15 protein-coding genes are annotated in these 13,383 nt (G+C 70.1%); 5 read left to right on the forward strand and 10 right to left on the reverse strand.

What is annotated here, in order from left to right; translation table 11 throughout:
• The first annotated feature begins 21 nt into the window (after positions 1–21).
• Complete coding sequence (locus tag BBK82_RS14940; RefSeq protein ID WP_065915563.1) at positions 22–561, forward strand: DUF3455 domain-containing protein; 540 nt, start codon at positions 22–24, stop codon at positions 559–561.
• On the opposite strand, the gene BBK82_RS14945 is transcribed toward BBK82_RS14940, so the two are convergent.
• Positions 534–1,709, reverse strand: a complete 1,176-nt coding sequence (locus BBK82_RS14945; protein WP_237048199.1) for an MFS transporter — start codon at positions 1,707–1,709, stop codon at positions 534–536. The genes BBK82_RS14940 and BBK82_RS14945 overlap by 28 nt on opposite strands.
• Before the next feature lie 12 nt (positions 1,710–1,721).
• Here BBK82_RS14945 and BBK82_RS14950 point away from each other — a divergent pair, with 12 nt between their 5' ends.
• Positions 1,722–2,399: an SDR family oxidoreductase gene (locus tag BBK82_RS14950; RefSeq protein WP_065915565.1), complete on the forward strand. Its 678-nt coding sequence runs from the start codon at positions 1,722–1,724 to the stop codon at positions 2,397–2,399.
• Positions 2,400–2,430: 31 nt separating this feature from the next.
• Here the strand turns inward: BBK82_RS14950 and BBK82_RS14955 are convergent, their stop codons facing one another.
• Complete coding sequence (locus tag BBK82_RS14955) at positions 2,431–3,744, reverse strand: amidohydrolase family protein (protein ID WP_065915566.1); 1,314 nt, start codon at positions 3,742–3,744, stop codon at positions 2,431–2,433.
• A 299-nt stretch (positions 3,745–4,043) separates the two neighbouring features.
• Between BBK82_RS14955 and BBK82_RS55795 the strand changes: the two genes are divergently transcribed.
• Complete coding sequence (locus tag BBK82_RS55795) at positions 4,044–4,178, forward strand: hypothetical protein (protein ID WP_257785459.1); 135 nt, start codon at positions 4,044–4,046, stop codon at positions 4,176–4,178.
• A gap of 1 nt (position 4,179) precedes the next feature.
• On the opposite strand, the gene BBK82_RS14960 is transcribed toward BBK82_RS55795, so the two are convergent.
• The 4 genes from BBK82_RS14960 to BBK82_RS14975 form a co-directional block, all read right to left on the reverse strand.
• Complete coding sequence (locus BBK82_RS14960; protein ID WP_065921076.1) at positions 4,180–5,337, reverse strand: sensor histidine kinase; 1,158 nt, start codon at positions 5,335–5,337, stop codon at positions 4,180–4,182.
• A 301-nt stretch (positions 5,338–5,638) separates the two neighbouring features.
• Entirely contained in the window at positions 5,639–6,745 is a 1,107-nt protein-coding gene (locus BBK82_RS14965) for a nitric oxide synthase oxygenase (RefSeq protein WP_237048200.1), read from the reverse strand.
• Positions 6,746–6,877: 132 nt separating this feature from the next.
• On the reverse strand, positions 6,878–7,522 hold the full coding sequence (gene trmB, locus BBK82_RS14970) for a tRNA (guanosine(46)-N7)-methyltransferase TrmB (protein WP_218920683.1): 645 nt from the start codon (positions 7,520–7,522) through the stop codon (positions 6,878–6,880).
• A gap of 68 nt (positions 7,523–7,590) precedes the next feature.
• The gene (locus BBK82_RS14975; RefSeq protein WP_179953775.1) at positions 7,591–7,941 is read right to left on the reverse strand and encodes a hypothetical protein; all 351 of its coding nucleotides are present in this window, start codon (positions 7,939–7,941) and stop codon (positions 7,591–7,593) included.
• Between the two features lie 314 nt (positions 7,942–8,255).
• Here BBK82_RS14975 and mycP point away from each other — a divergent pair, with 314 nt between their 5' ends.
• The gene (mycP, locus tag BBK82_RS14980; protein ID WP_065915569.1) at positions 8,256–9,395 is read left to right on the forward strand and encodes a type VII secretion-associated serine protease mycosin; all 1,140 of its coding nucleotides are present in this window, start codon (positions 8,256–8,258) and stop codon (positions 9,393–9,395) included.
• On the opposite strand, the gene BBK82_RS14985 is transcribed toward mycP, so the two are convergent.
• The 3 genes from BBK82_RS14985 to BBK82_RS14995 all read right to left on the reverse strand — a co-directional run bounded on the left by BBK82_RS14985 (position 9,361) and on the right by BBK82_RS14995 (position 12,019).
• Positions 9,361–10,263: an ABC transporter ATP-binding protein gene (locus BBK82_RS14985; protein ID WP_065915570.1), complete on the reverse strand. Its 903-nt coding sequence runs from the start codon at positions 10,261–10,263 to the stop codon at positions 9,361–9,363. The genes mycP and BBK82_RS14985 overlap by 35 nt on opposite strands.
• 89 nt (positions 10,264–10,352) lie before the next feature.
• Complete coding sequence (locus BBK82_RS14990) at positions 10,353–11,102, reverse strand: ABC transporter permease (RefSeq protein WP_065915571.1); 750 nt, start codon at positions 11,100–11,102, stop codon at positions 10,353–10,355.
• Between the two features lie 5 nt (positions 11,103–11,107).
• On the reverse strand, positions 11,108–12,019 hold the full coding sequence (locus BBK82_RS14995) for an ABC transporter ATP-binding protein (protein ID WP_065915572.1): 912 nt from the start codon (positions 12,017–12,019) through the stop codon (positions 11,108–11,110).
• A 132-nt stretch (positions 12,020–12,151) separates the two neighbouring features.
• Between BBK82_RS14995 and BBK82_RS15000 the strand changes: the two genes are divergently transcribed.
• Positions 12,152–12,586: a PPOX class F420-dependent oxidoreductase gene (locus tag BBK82_RS15000; protein WP_065915573.1), complete on the forward strand. Its 435-nt coding sequence runs from the start codon at positions 12,152–12,154 to the stop codon at positions 12,584–12,586.
• Positions 12,587–12,592: 6 nt separating this feature from the next.
• Here the strand turns inward: BBK82_RS15000 and BBK82_RS15005 are convergent, their stop codons facing one another.
• Complete coding sequence (locus BBK82_RS15005; protein WP_065915574.1) at positions 12,593–13,381, reverse strand: HAD family hydrolase; 789 nt, start codon at positions 13,379–13,381, stop codon at positions 12,593–12,595.
• Positions 13,382–13,383: the final 2 nt, after the last annotated feature.

Consider the following 13,383-nt stretch of genomic DNA (forward strand, 5'->3'; position numbering starts at 1 on the left):
CGGCCCGTACGCCCTGTCGTGATGAAACGTGCTGGCTTGGTCCTGGTCTCATCGACTCTTCTGGGCATCCTCGCGGGAGGTGTCGGCTCCACCGCCGCGCCGACCCCGGACGTCCTGGGCGAATCCGCCGCGAAGGTCGCGCCCGCGGTGCAGGTTCCGCCCGGTCACCGGCTCGTCGAGAAGCTGTACGCGAAGGGCGTGCAGACCTACGCGTGCACAGCCGGGGCCTGGAAGGGTCTCGAACCCGCCGCCACCCTGGCCGACCGGCTCGGCAGGGCGGTCGGGCTGCACTCGCGCGGCCCGATCTGGGTCTCCAGCCTCGACGGCAGCGCGGTCGAAGCAGCTCCGGTCGACGGCGCCCGCAACGAGGTCGCGGGAGCCGTTCCCGAGCTGCTGCTGAAGGCCAAGTCCACCAGGGGCGCCGGGGTCTTCGCCGGCGTCAGCTACGTGCAGCGCCTCCACACCAAGGGCGGCGTCGCACCCGCCGGTGGCTGCACCGAGGGTGCCCAGACCTCCGTCCGCTACGAGGCCCTCTACACCTTCTCCGTGCCCGCCCTCTGAACGAGCGCCACCACCGCTGCCACGACCATCGTGATGCCGACGACCCAGAGGCCGGTCTTCTGGGTTCCGGTGACGTCGCGCAGCCATCCGGTGACATAAGGCGCGGCGAACCCGCTCACGTTGCCCAGTGAGTTGATCAACGCGATCCCGCCCGCCGCCGCCGTCCCGCCCAGGAAGCTCGTGGGAAGCGCCCAGAACGTGGGCAGGGCGGCGCAGACACCGATGGCGCACACGCTCACCGCGACCATCGCGGCGACCGGGTGCTCGAGGTAGAGCGCGACCGGGATGGCGGCACCACCCATCAGCATCGGCGCGGCGACGTGCCACTTCCGTTCGCCGGTGCGGTCGCCGTGCCTGGCCCACAGGACCATGGCGACCGCACCCAGGACGTACGGGACGGCGTTGATCAGCCCGCGCTCGACGATCCCGGCCTCCGGCGCCAGCCCCTTGATGATCGTCGGCAGGAAGAACCCGAGCGTGTACAGCCCGTACACGATCCCGAAGTACACGAAGCTCAACGCGAGGACCCGCGGGTGCGTCAGGGCCTTGCGCAACGGCCAGTGCTCCTCCGCCGGCTGCTCGACGGCCTCCTGCGGCTTGTCCGGCAGCCAGAACCACGTCACGAACGCGAGCGCGATCGCCGGCAGCCCCTCGACCAGGAACATCGTGCGCCAGTCGGTCCACTGGATCAGCAGGCTGCTGACCGTGGCCCCGAGCGCCGTCGAGATCGGCACCGCGACCATGAACATCGCGACGACCTTCGCCCTGTCCTTCTGCGGGTACCAGTACGTCAGGTACAGGATGATCCCGGGGAAGAACCCGGCCTCCGCCACACCCAGCAGGAACCGCAGGACGATCAGCACGGTCCCGTTCGGCACGAACGCCATCGCGCTCGCCACGATCCCCCAGCTGATCATGATCCGGGCGATCCACTTCCGCGCGCCGAACCGGTGCAGCGCCAGGTTGCTCGGCACTTCGAGCAGCAGGTAGCCGATGAAGAACACACCGGACGCCAGCCCGAACGCCGTCGCGGTGAGCTGGAGCTCCTCGGACATGCCGTTGGGCCCGGCGAACCCGATGTTGACCCGGTCCAGGTAGTTGATGAAGTACAGCAGGCACAGGTACGGCAGGATCAACTTCTTCGGCACTACAGTTCTCCCATGACTGATCGTCCGGTCGCCCTGGTCACCGGGGCCTCCAGCGGAATCGGCTCGGCCATCGCCCGCAGTCTGGCGCCAACCCACGACCTGCTGCTGGGCGGCCGCGACGAAACCTCCCTCTCCGTGCTCGCCGCCGAGCTCCCCGGCGCCCAGGCCTGGCCGTTCGACCTCACGAACACCGCCTCCGCCGACCTGGGCGCCCTCTCCCGCCTCGACGTGCTGGTCCACAGCGCCGGCGTCGCCCACCTCGGCCCGCTCGCCGAGGCCACCGACGCCGACTGGCGCACGACGTTCGAGGTCAACGTCTTCGCGGTCGCCTCACTGACCCAGCTGCTGCTCCCCCAGCTCCGCGCCGCGCGGGGCCAGGTGGTCCTGATCAACTCCGGCGCCGGCCTGCGCGCCAACCCCGGCTGGGGCGTCTACGCGGCCTCGAAGTTCGCCCTGCGCGCCTACGCCGACGCCCTGCGCGCCGACGAGCCGTCGTTGCGCGTGACCTCGGTGTTCCCCGGCCGCACCGACACCCCGATGCAGCACGAGGTACGACGCCAGGAGGGCGGTTCCTACGACGCCACCCAGTACCTGGACCCGGCCTCGGTGGGCCGCGCGGTGGCGTCCGCCGTGCTGGCCACGCCGGACGCCCACATCACCGAGCTCGTCGTCCGTCCACAGCCGAGGTGAAGTTGTCCACAGGCTTGTCAACAAGCTGTGGTTAGAGGTTGACGCTCCGGAGTCGGCGCGCCACCGCGGTGACCCCGGCCTGCGCCTCCTGCCGGTCCACCCGCGTCGACTCCCCACCCGCGACGACCTGGTCACCCGCGACCCACACGTCGGTGACCCGGCGCGACCCCGCGGCCCACACGAGGTTCGCCAGCAGCTGCTCGTCCGGCGCGTCCAGCCCGGTCGAGAACGCCGGGTCGTCGGCGTCGATGTGCACGACGTCGGCCCACCGGCCGGCTTCCAGCGCACCGATGTCGTCGCGGCCCAGCGCCGAGGCGCCGCCGCGGGTCGCCATCAGCAACGCCTGCGCGGCGCCGAGTGCCGTGGCGTCCATGGCGGAGACGCGGGCGAAGAGGGCGGCGAGCCTGGCCGCACCGAGCAGGTCGAGGTCGTCGCTGGAGGCGGGGCCGTCGGTGCCGAGGCCGACGTTCACGCCGGCGTCCAGCAGGTCGCGGACCCTGGCGATGCCCGAGGCGAGCTTCGCGTTCGAGGCGGGGCAGTGGGCCACGCCGACGCCGAACGACGCGTACAGCGCGATGTCGTCGTCCGAGAGATGCACGGAGTGCGCGGACAGCACCCGGCCGCCGAGCACGTCGGAGGCCTTCATCAGGGCCGGCACCGAGCCGAACTCGGCCCGTGCGGCCTCGTCCTCGAACGGCGACTCGGCGACGTGGACCATGAACAGCGCGCCGCGTTCGCGTGCCTCGGCGGCGATCGAGGTCAGCTGGGCCGCCGAGAGCGTGTAGGCGGAGTGCGGGCCGTAGGCGAGCTCGACGCGGTCGCCGGGGCCGAAGCGCAGGCCGTCCGCGTCGATCCACGCCGAGATCTCGTCGGTCAGGGCCTTCCAGTCCATGCCGGGCACGTCGAGGATCGCGCCGCCGAACACCACGCGTGAGCCGGCCTGCAGCACGGACGACACCAGCTCAGGGCCGTGGAAGTACATCTCGGCCGAGGTGGTGACGCCGTGCCGCAGCATCTCCACGGCGCCCAGCAGCATGCCGGTGCCGATGTCGGCAGGCGTCATCTGCGCCTCGTTCGGCCACATGTGCTCCTGCAGCCAGCGCAGCAGCGGCAGGTCGGAGCCGAGACCGCGCAGCACGGTCATGGGGCTGTGCGCGTGCGTGTTCACCAGGCCGGGCAGCAGGATGCCGGACAGCTTGCGCACTTCGCCGTCGAACGCCGGTGCGGAGGAGAGCTCGCCGACGTGGGTGATGCGGCCGTCGACGACGTCCACGACCGCGTCGCGCAGGACGGAGCAGGTCGGGTCGCAGGGCAGGACCACCGGGGCGTGCAGGCGCAGTGACATGCGGAGAATCCTGCCATTGTGATGGCGGTCACAAAGATGCATAGGTCTGCAATTCGTGGGAACTCTGTCCCCGTCGGGCGCGGGCCGACCCCCAGGGTCCGCTCCCGGCACTAAAACTTCTCCCCATCCAGGGGGCCCGTCGCGTCACACGCGGCGGGCCTTTTGTGCATCACGGGCAACCACGTGCTCAACCACGGCGTCACCTGATCATGTCGAAGAAGCCGTGCACGTCCAGTGGAGACCTCCGGCGCGCGCAGAAGCCCGCCACCCCCAGACCGCCGACGCGGCGCTGAGTTGGCATGATCACACCGCACGGGTACGGGCGTGATCATGCGGAGGCAGTAGTGGCCGACATCGACCCTCAGAACGACGACCAGCAGCTCAACGACGTCGAGATGACGCAGGAGTTCGACGTCATCCGCGACGACCGGTGAGCTAGGCGATCGGCAGCTCGGCGCGGACCGTCCACCCAGTCGGTTCGCGTCGGCCTGCCCGGAACGTGCCGCCGAGCAGCTCCGCCCGCTCGCGCATGCCGACCAGGCCGTAACCCCCTGATCCGCCAACGGGAACGCCGGACGCCACCCCGTCGTCGGTGATCTCCAGCCGCAGCACACCGTCCTGTGAGGACAGTGAAACGTCCACGGCGGACACTGCGGACGCGTGCTTCCGGATGTTCGTCAGCGACTCCTGCACCAGCCGCAGCACCGAGCGTGCGAGCTCCTGCGGCACCGCGTCGGCCAGCTCGACCGACAACCGCACCGGCAGCCCCGACTCGTCCACCAGCGAGCGCACGTCGTCGAGCAACGACGAGGACGCCGCCGGACTGCCGGACTCGCCGTCCCGCAACGTTCCCACCAGCCGCCGCATCGCGGTCAGCGCCTCGTTGCCGGACGCCGCGATCGACGGCAGCACGTCGAACTCGCGGTTGAGCTGTCCCGCCTGCGCGTGCACCACGATCGCCGTCACGTAGTGCGCCACCACGTCGTGCAGCTCGCGCGCCAACGCCATCCGTTCGGCGTTCTGGGCCGCCGCGACGGAGGCGGCGAGCTGGGACGAGCGTTCGTTGTCGCGGGCCCGGAAGTACAGACCGGTGCCGATCGCCAGCACGAGCATGATGGTCGCGCCGAAGAGGTATGACGTCCAATCGGGACGCCACTGCTGGTACTCGGTGGCCGACACGACCGGCCAGCCCAGGACCTCCGCGGTCACCATCGCCGCGATGACCAGCAGCGTGCCCGCCCCCGCGCGCCCGTACGTGCTTTCCCGCACGAGGATCGCGATGGTCGCCATCGCCGCACCGGTGATCGAGATGGTGGCACCGCTGACGAAGAAGTGCGGCTCGAACCCCACCCCGAGGAACCGCAGGTGCAGCGCGGCGCACACGACCGCGAACGCGAGTGCCAGCGCGGCGTCGAACGGCCGGCGCGGGGCCAGCACCGCGATCGCGCAGATGACCAGCACACCGGGGACCTGCCACCAGCCGGGCGAGGTGGTGATCGACCCCAGCTCGGCGATCGTGATCCCCGCGAGCGAGAGCGCCAGCGGCCACTGGCGTTTGGCGAGCAACCGCCAGTTCAGTTCCGTGCCCTCCACCCGGTACACGGTAAAGCCGGAGGGCTGATCCCGCGTCCGACCGGGGTCTGGCCGGGCATCAGCCATAAGGCTGACTGGGCGACCTGCGGAAATACCCTCACGGCGGATGCCGGATCACGCCTCGGTCACGGACTCTGGAGGAACGATAGCCGGGGAATGGAGAACGCCATGTTGTCAGTCGTGTTCACGTGGGCCGCCGCTGTGGTCGGCCTGTTGGTCCTTGCGCTCATGGCCCTGTCGGGCGTGCTGATCGACTCCAAGCACTAGCTCCCGCACCGGGGACCGGCGTGTGGTGGGGAAGTCAGACGCTGGTCAGCGTGTGTTGTTGACGCAGCAGCTCGGCCAGCCTGCTGGTCGGCTGCGGACGCGTCTCGTCCACCGCGGTGGTGAAGCGCGCCGGAGCACCGGTCCGTGCGCGCGCCGCGGCGGCGGGGTCCAGCCGGAACGCGGGTCGTGCCGCGGACGGGCGCTGGCGGGACCGCAGCCAGGCGAGCCGGTGCAGCGCCTCGGCGTGGTGGTCCGTGATGGTGACGGACGCCTTGTCGAACGAGTGCAGCACTGCCGCGTTCAGGTGAACGGTCGCGAGGTCCCGCCACAGCGTGCGTTCGGACGAGGTGTCCAGGCCCAGCGCCTCGGCGACCTCGCGGGCCACGCCGTAGGCACCTTCCTCGGCCAGTGACCGCGTGCCGATCTCGGCACCGACGAACCACGAGTTGAACGGCGCCGCCGGGTAGTGCACGCCGCCGATCGACAGCTTCATGTTCGAGATCACCGGCACCGCGTGCCAGCGCAGCCCCATCTCGCCGAACCACGGCAAGGCCGGGTGCTCCAGCGGCACCTCGTGCACGATCTCCTGCGGCAACGTGAACAGGCGCGCACCCTCGTGCTGCGTCTCCACCACCAGCGGCAGCAGGTCGAACCGCGACCTGCGGGCCGGCGGCCGCCACCCCATGCCCTGCATCGTCTCGGTGAACTGGGCGTAGCGCCGGTCCCCGGTGCCGTCGGCGTAGCCGGCGTACCGGATCAGCTGCTCGTTCCAGATCACCGGACCCGGCGAACCCGGCGCGTCCGGGGCGAACACCGTCACCAGCGGCCGGATCTCACCGCCGTTCGTGGCGAGCCGCAGGTGTTCCACGCACTCGCCGGCGACCGCTGCGGCGTTGCGGTACCCGCGCAGGTCACGGACCTTCAACCGGCGCCACGGCACACCCGAGGTGCACCAGCCCGAGTCGCGCAACGCGATCCGCGCGCCGTACGCGAGCTCGTTGGTGGTGTGGCGGTAGGTTCCGGTCTCGGCGATCTCGGCGCGCACCTGGGCGATGCGGGCGGACAGCGAGCCTGCGTCGGAGTGCGCCGCGTGGAACATGCGGACGAACTCCTCCGCAACAGGGAGGACGTCGGGGGTCACGGAGCGAGAACCTAATTCCGGAAAGGCTTCACGCGTCACTGCCACTCGGGGCACATCGGGTGATCAACACCTGCCACCTGATCGAGTGACACCTAGACCCGTAGTGGCCACCGTCCCCGCTTGAGACCTCGATCAGGTGAGGTCGTTCCGCTTGAACATCAGATCGTGAGACACGCGACCCTCGTTCACGGCCCGCTGCTCGAACTTCGTGACCGGCCGCCAGTCCGGCCGCGGCGCCCAGCCGTCGTACACGTTCGTCAGCAGCCGCTCGCCCGAGCACACCTCGAGCATCTGCTCCGCGTAGTTCTCCCAGTCGGTCGCCAGGTGCAGCACACCGCCCGGCTCCAGCCGCGAGGCCAGCAACGACACGAACTCCGGCTGCACGAGCCTGCGCTTGTGGTGCTTCTTCTTCGGCCACGGGTCCGGGAAGAAGATCCGCACGCCGTGCAACGACGCGGGCGTCACGTGGTCGGTCAGCAGGTCGACGGCGTCGCCGCGCAGCACGCGCAGGTTGTCGAGCCCGCCCAGGTGTTCGGCACGCAGCAGCAGCTGGGCCAGACCGGGCTTGTAGACCTCGACGGCGACGTAGTTCAGCTCGGGTGCGGCGGCCACGAGCTGGGAGGTGGTCTCGCCCATGCCGGAACCGATCTCCAGCAGCACGGGCGCGGAACGACCGAACCACGACGTGAAGTCGAGCGGCCCCTCGGGCAGCGTCTTCACGTCGTGGCCGAGCTTCTCCCAGTGGGTGTCCCAGGCGCGCTCCTGCCCCACGGTCATGCGCTCGCCGCGCTGCACGAAGCTGACGATGGAACGGTGGTGCTCAGGCCTGGTCACGACGGGACAGTCTAGGCAATCAGTTCGATGTCCTCGATTTGCGCACGCAGCTCGGCGACCGTGAAGTCGATGGGCTGGGCGTGGCCGGGGCCGCGGTGCGCCGGCACCAGGTGGATCCAGCCGCGGTGCGCGTCGGTGAACTGCACCGTCGTCGGTGTCGCCGGGCCGTAGACACCACTTTCGGACGGCACGTACTCCCAGTAGCCGACCTCGCCGAGGTCGACCCACGGGACGTAGACCCAGCCCGGACGGGACGACAACAACTCGGTCACCGCGTCCTCGACGGCGTGACCCTCCGCACGCGAGCGCAATCTGCCCCGGTCGAGCGCGCGCAACCACCACGGCGCCGGTGCGTCTTCCACCTCCCGAACGCTCCGGTACATCCTGAGCACCTGGTTCTCGTCCGCCTTGTTCACCCAGGATCGCCGGGCGTCCGCCGGGGAGAGATCGAGATCAACAGAGTTGGGCGCCTCGAGCGCACTAGCCCATTCGAGGCCGAGCATTGCTTCGACACGAACCACTGGCCACCTCCGGCCTCGGGATATCCCCATTGAACGGCAACTCAAACGTGCACGATGTCCGAAAAGTGGCTTTTCACTGGTTGTTAACAACACCCTTACGCCGGGTGTGACCCCACGCACGTTGCGCCGTGGCCTGGAAACGCGATGTAGCTGACGTGCCGCTGCTCCCCGCACTTGCCGTCGCACTGCCGTTGCTGCTCGCCGCGCAGACGATCGAGGAGCAGGAGTGGCACCTCGACGCGCTCGACGTCTACGGCGCGCAGGCCCAGACCCGCGGTGACGGCGTGATCGTCGGCGTGATCGACTCCGGGGTCGACGCCCAGCACCCCGACCTGGCCGGACGCGTGCTGCCCGGCACCGGCTTCGGCAGCTCCCAGGGCACCGACGGCACCACCGACACCGACGGCCACGGCACCGGCATGGCCGCGATCATCGCGGGCACCGGCCGCAACGGCGGTGCGCTCGGCATCGCGCCCGGCGCCAAGATCCTCCCGGTCGCGAGCGCGGAGAAGACCCAGTTCGCGCTCGACGTCGTCGCCGACAGCATCAGGTGGGCCACCGACCACGGCGCCAAGGTCATCAACCTGTCGCTCGGCTTCACCGGCTCGACGACCCCGGGCCTCGTCCGCGCGGTGAACTACGCGATGGACAAGGACGTCGTCCTCGTCGCCGCGACCGGCAACGAGGGCGAGGAGGTCTCCTCACCGGCGAACATCGGTGGCGTGATCGCGGTCGCCGGCACCAACCGGGACGGGCGGCCGTGGCGGTCGTCGAACGTCGGCGCGGACACCGTGCTCGCCGCGCCGGCGGAGGGCATCGTCACCGCCTCGCCGGAGAGCGTGTACCCGAGCGGGTACGCGGAGATGGACGGCACCAGCGCGGCGTCGGCGATCGTGGCCGGTGTCGCGGCGCTGGTGCGGGCCAAGCACCCGGACATGCCGGCCAAGGACGTCGTCAACGCGTTGATCAGGACCGCGAAGGACCTCGACGCGCCCGGCCGCGACGACAGGACCGGCTTCGGCCTGGTCGACCCGGCCGCCGCGGTGAAGGCCCAGCTGCCACCGGTGGAGCGCAACCCGTTGCTGCCGCCCCCGAAGCCCTCGCCCACGCCGACCGCGGCGGCACAGGAACGTGCCGCGCAGCCGGCCACGGTGCAGGACCGGCTGCCGTTCGTCGGTGCCACATTCGGCGGAGTCGCGCTGCTGACGGCGTTGCTGATCGCGCTGCCCGTCGCCCGCACGCGCCGCCGGCCGCAGCCGGTCAGTGGGCGTGGTACTCCACCGACTCCTTGGTGAGCTGCATGAACGCGTCCTCCAGCGACCCGCGCTGAGGGCTGAGCTCGTGCAGCACGATCTGGTTCTCCGCGGCGATCTCGCCGATCTGCTGCGCCGGGATGCCGTGCACCACGAGGGCCTCGCTCACCGAGTCGTCGGTGACCGTCGCGTGCGCCGCCAGGATCTCGCGCAGCTTCGCGGCGTGCGGCGAGCGCACCTTCACGTGGTCCTGGGTGGCGTCGGCGATGAACTGCTCGGTGGTGGTCTGCGCGATCAGCTGCCCCTTGCCGATCACGATGAGGTCCTGCGCGGTCTGCGCCATCTCCGAGAGCAGGTGGCTCGACACGAACACCGTGCGGCCCTCGGTCGCGAGCCGGTGCATGAACTGGCGGATCCAGAGGATGCCCTCGGGGTCCAGGCCGTTGACCGGCTCGTCGAACAGCAGCACCTCGGGGTCGCCGAGCAGCGCGCCCGCGATGCCGAGCCGCTGCGACATGCCGAGCGAGAAGCCGCCCGCGTTCTTGTGCGCGACCTCGGACAGGCCGACGATCTCCAGCACCTCGTTCACGCGGCTGACCGGGATCTTGTTGGAGACCGCGAGCCACTTCAGGTGCGAGCGGGCGGACCGGTTGGGGTGCACCCACTTCGCGTCGAGCAGCGCGCCGACCTTGCGCAGCGGCTGCTTGAGCTGGGCGTAGTGCTTGCCGTCGATCGTGACGTCGCCACCGGTGGGAGTGTCGAGGCCGAGGATCATCCGCATCGTCGTGGACTTGCCGGCGCCGTTCGGCCCGAGGAACCCGGTCACGCGACCCGGCCGGACGGTGAACGACAGGTCGTCGACGGCCTTGGTCCTGCCGTAGTGCTTGCGCAACCGCACTGCCTCGATCATGACCTCTCCCGTTCGGTAGAAGAATCGACCGGGACGCAGGCCTCCCCCGACGGATGGCCTGCGTCCCGCTCCCCCTTATTCGAAACCGGTCACGCGTCCCGGCGCTTCGCGACGATCAGCGCGACCACCAGCATCGCGACCGCGATGCCGGCGAAGTAGCCGAGCGAGCCCCATTCGCTCAGCTTGAAGTCGACTCCGGCACCACCCTGTTCCGGACTGTCCGCGCCCATCGACACGAAGTGGGTGGCGTTCATGAACGGCAGCCACGCCTGGATCTTCACACCGACCTTGGGGATGATCCCGACCAGGCCCTCGGCGAGGATCTGCCAGACGAGCAGGATCGCGACCGCACCGGCGGTCTGGCGGACCAGGATGCCGACGGCCACCGCGATGACCGCGCCGATGGCGTAGATCAGGCCGACACCGGCCACGTGCCGCCACTCGGCCGCGGTGTTGATCGCGAGGTCCGAGCTCGGCGTGATCAGCTTGGCGACGCCGACCGAGCCGAACGCGATGATCTCGCCCAGGATGCCCGCGATCAGCGCGACCACGGCGGCCTTGGCGACCAGCGCGGACGTCCGTCCCGGCACGGCGAGGAACGTGGCGCGGATCGTGTTGAAGCGGTACTCGGTGGTGACCGCGATCGCCGCCATCACCAGCACCACCGCGATGGCGAGCTGGCTGCTGCCGATCTGGGTCAGCCCCAGGGGCACCTGTCCGTCGGACGCCGCGGCGAAGATCGCGGTGAGGCCCACGCCCAGCACGATGGCGAGCGCGCTGCACCAGTACGGCGAGCGGGTCGAGAAGAGCTTGATTCTCTCAACTGCCAACAGGGTCATCAGACTCACTTCCCGATCTCTGCGTGGTACTCGACAGCATCGCCGGTCAACTGCATGAACGCCTCTTCGAGCGAACCGCGCTGCGGGCTCAGCTCGTGCAGCACGACACCGTTCGCCGCCGCGATGTCACCGATCTGGTCACTGGTGGCACCCGATACGGACAATGCCCCGTCAGCGCTGTCACGAACCGTGAAGCCCTTGTCGACGAGCAGCGGGCCGAGCTTGGACAGCTGCGGGCTGCGCACGAGCACCGTGTTGCCCGTCGAGCGGTCGATGAACTCCTGCGTGCTGCTCTGCGAGATCAGCTTCCCCCGGCCGATCACGATGAGCTCGCTGGCCGTGAGGGCCATCTCCGAGAGCAGGTGGCTCGACACCAGGACCGTGCGGCCCTCCGTGGCCAGGTTCTGCATGAACGTGCGGATCCAGAGGATGCCCTCGGGGTCCAGGCCGTTGACCGGCTCGTCGAACAGCAGCACCTTCGGGTCACCCAGCAGCGCCGCGGCGATCCCCAGCCGCTGCGACATGCCGAGCGAGAACCCACCGGCGTTCTTGCCGGCGACCTGCGTCAGGCCGACGGCTTCGAGCACCGCGTCCACGCGGCCGTTCGGCAGCCCGTTGGACTTCGCGAGCCAGCGCAGGTGAGCACGGGCACTGCGGTTGGGGTGCACCCACTTCGCGTCGAGCAGCGCCCCGACCGTCTGCAGTGGACGCTTGAGCTCCGCGTAGGGCTTGCCGTCGATCAGCACGCGGCCTGCCGTCGGACGGTCGAGCCCCAGGATCATCCGCATGGTCGTGGACTTGCCGGCGCCGTTCGGACCGAGGAAGCCGGTCACCCGTCCAGGGTGGACGGTGAACGACAGGTCGTCGACCGCGACCGTCCTGCCGTATCTCTTGGTGAGGCCGATTGCCTCGATCATGGTGTCGTCCCCTCTTCGTGTTGGGGACAACTCTGCTGCGTCGAGGGGTACCACCACATCGGCCTGCGGTCTGCGCGTGCGTCAACTTCCGTCGTCCGGTGGCGCTACCTCCGTCGTAGTTGAATGAGCCACATGGGATACACGGAAGCCCCGGAAGGCTGGTGGCGCGAGTTCGTGCTGGCCACCCCGGCCCGCACCGGCAAGCTCGCGGTCACCCGCAAGGACGGCTCACCGCACGTCGCACCGGTCTGGGTGGACCTCGACGGCCCCGACCTCGTCTTCCTCACCGCCCGCGACACGATCAAGGGCAAGTCGATCCTGTGCGACGGCCGGGTCGCCCTCTGCTTCGACGACGAGACACCGCCGTTCAACTTCGTGACGATCACCGGCCGCGCCCAGGTCGACGAGGACCCCGAGCAGCTCAAGTACTGGGCGGGCCGCACCGCCGCCCGCTACATGGGCGCCGACCAGGCCGACGCCTACGCCGACCGCAACGGCGTGCCCGGTGAGATGGTGGTCCGGGTGAAGATCGACAAGGTCGTCGCGAAGACCAACGTCGCCGACTAGCGGCACCTAGGCGGGGAAGAACCGGTTCAACGCCTGCGCGGCACCGTCCTCCAGGACGGTGCCGGTCACCTCGTCGGCCGCCGCCTGCACGACCGCCGGTGCCTGCCCCATCGCGATCCCCCGCGCGGCCCACCGCAGCATCTCGAGGTCGTTGGTGCCGTCACCGATCGCCAGCGTGTCCTCGGCGTCGATCCCCAGTGAGACCCGCAGGTCCTCCAGCGCCCATCCCTTCGTCACCCCGGCCGGAACCACGGTCAGCCAGGCCTCGGTGTGGTCGACGCTCCACGAGACGCCCGGCAGTTCCAGCTCCCGCACCGCGAACGCGAGCTCCGCCGGCGTGTGGTCGAGCCAGCGCATCACGAGCCGCGGTGTCGGGGTGGCGGCGAGCACGTCGAAGGACGCGTTCGTCGTGACGCCCCACAGGTCGTGCGGCAGGAACCGGCCGAGCGACAGGTTGCCGACACCGGTCTGCTCGACCGCGAACACCGAGCCCGGCAGCAGCGCCTGCAGCGTCTTGATCGTCGGGCCCGGCTCGAACGTCGTGCGCCGGGTGATCTCGGCGGTCGCCGGGTCCCACCACACCGCGCCGTTCGAGCAGAGCGCCAGCGAGACCGGCAGCTGGGGAGCGATCGGTGTCGTGCCGATGAGGCTGCGGCCCGTGCACAGGACGACGTGCGTGCCGTGGCCGGCCGCGCGCGAGACGGCCGCTCGCACGGCGGGCGGGACGTCGTTCGAGCCGACTCCGGTGAGGGTTCCGTCGATGTCCAGCGCGACCAGGCGCGGTCTCCAGTTCACGT

The organism is Lentzea guizhouensis (assembly GCF_001701025.1).
Lineage (GTDB): Bacteria > Actinomycetota > Actinomycetes > Mycobacteriales > Pseudonocardiaceae > Lentzea > Lentzea guizhouensis.

Excerpts from the sequence above, each read along its gene's own strand:
- BBK82_RS14950 (WP_065915565.1), top strand. The coding sequence starts at position 1,722 with ATGACTGATCGTCCGGTCGCCCTGGTCACCGGGGCCTCCAGCGGAATC.
- trmB (WP_218920683.1), bottom strand. The coding sequence starts at position 7,522 with ATGACCGTGGGGCAGGAGCGCGCCTGGGACACCCACTGGGAGAAGCTC.
- BBK82_RS14990 (WP_065915571.1), bottom strand. The coding sequence starts at position 11,102 with ATGACCCTGTTGGCAGTTGAGAGAATCAAGCTCTTCTCGACCCGCTCG.
- BBK82_RS14995 (WP_065915572.1), bottom strand. The coding sequence starts at position 12,019 with ATGATCGAGGCAATCGGCCTCACCAAGAGATACGGCAGGACGGTCGCG.
- BBK82_RS15000 (WP_065915573.1), top strand. The coding sequence starts at position 12,152 with ATGGGATACACGGAAGCCCCGGAAGGCTGGTGGCGCGAGTTCGTGCTG.
- BBK82_RS14985 (WP_065915570.1), bottom strand. The coding sequence starts at position 10,263 with ATGATCGAGGCAGTGCGGTTGCGCAAGCACTACGGCAGGACCAAGGCC.
- BBK82_RS14940 (WP_065915563.1), top strand. The coding sequence starts at position 22 with ATGAAACGTGCTGGCTTGGTCCTGGTCTCATCGACTCTTCTGGGCATC.
- BBK82_RS55795 (WP_257785459.1), top strand. The coding sequence starts at position 4,044 with ATGATCACACCGCACGGGTACGGGCGTGATCATGCGGAGGCAGTAGTG.
- BBK82_RS14955 (WP_065915566.1), bottom strand. The coding sequence starts at position 3,744 with ATGTCACTGCGCCTGCACGCCCCGGTGGTCCTGCCCTGCGACCCGACC.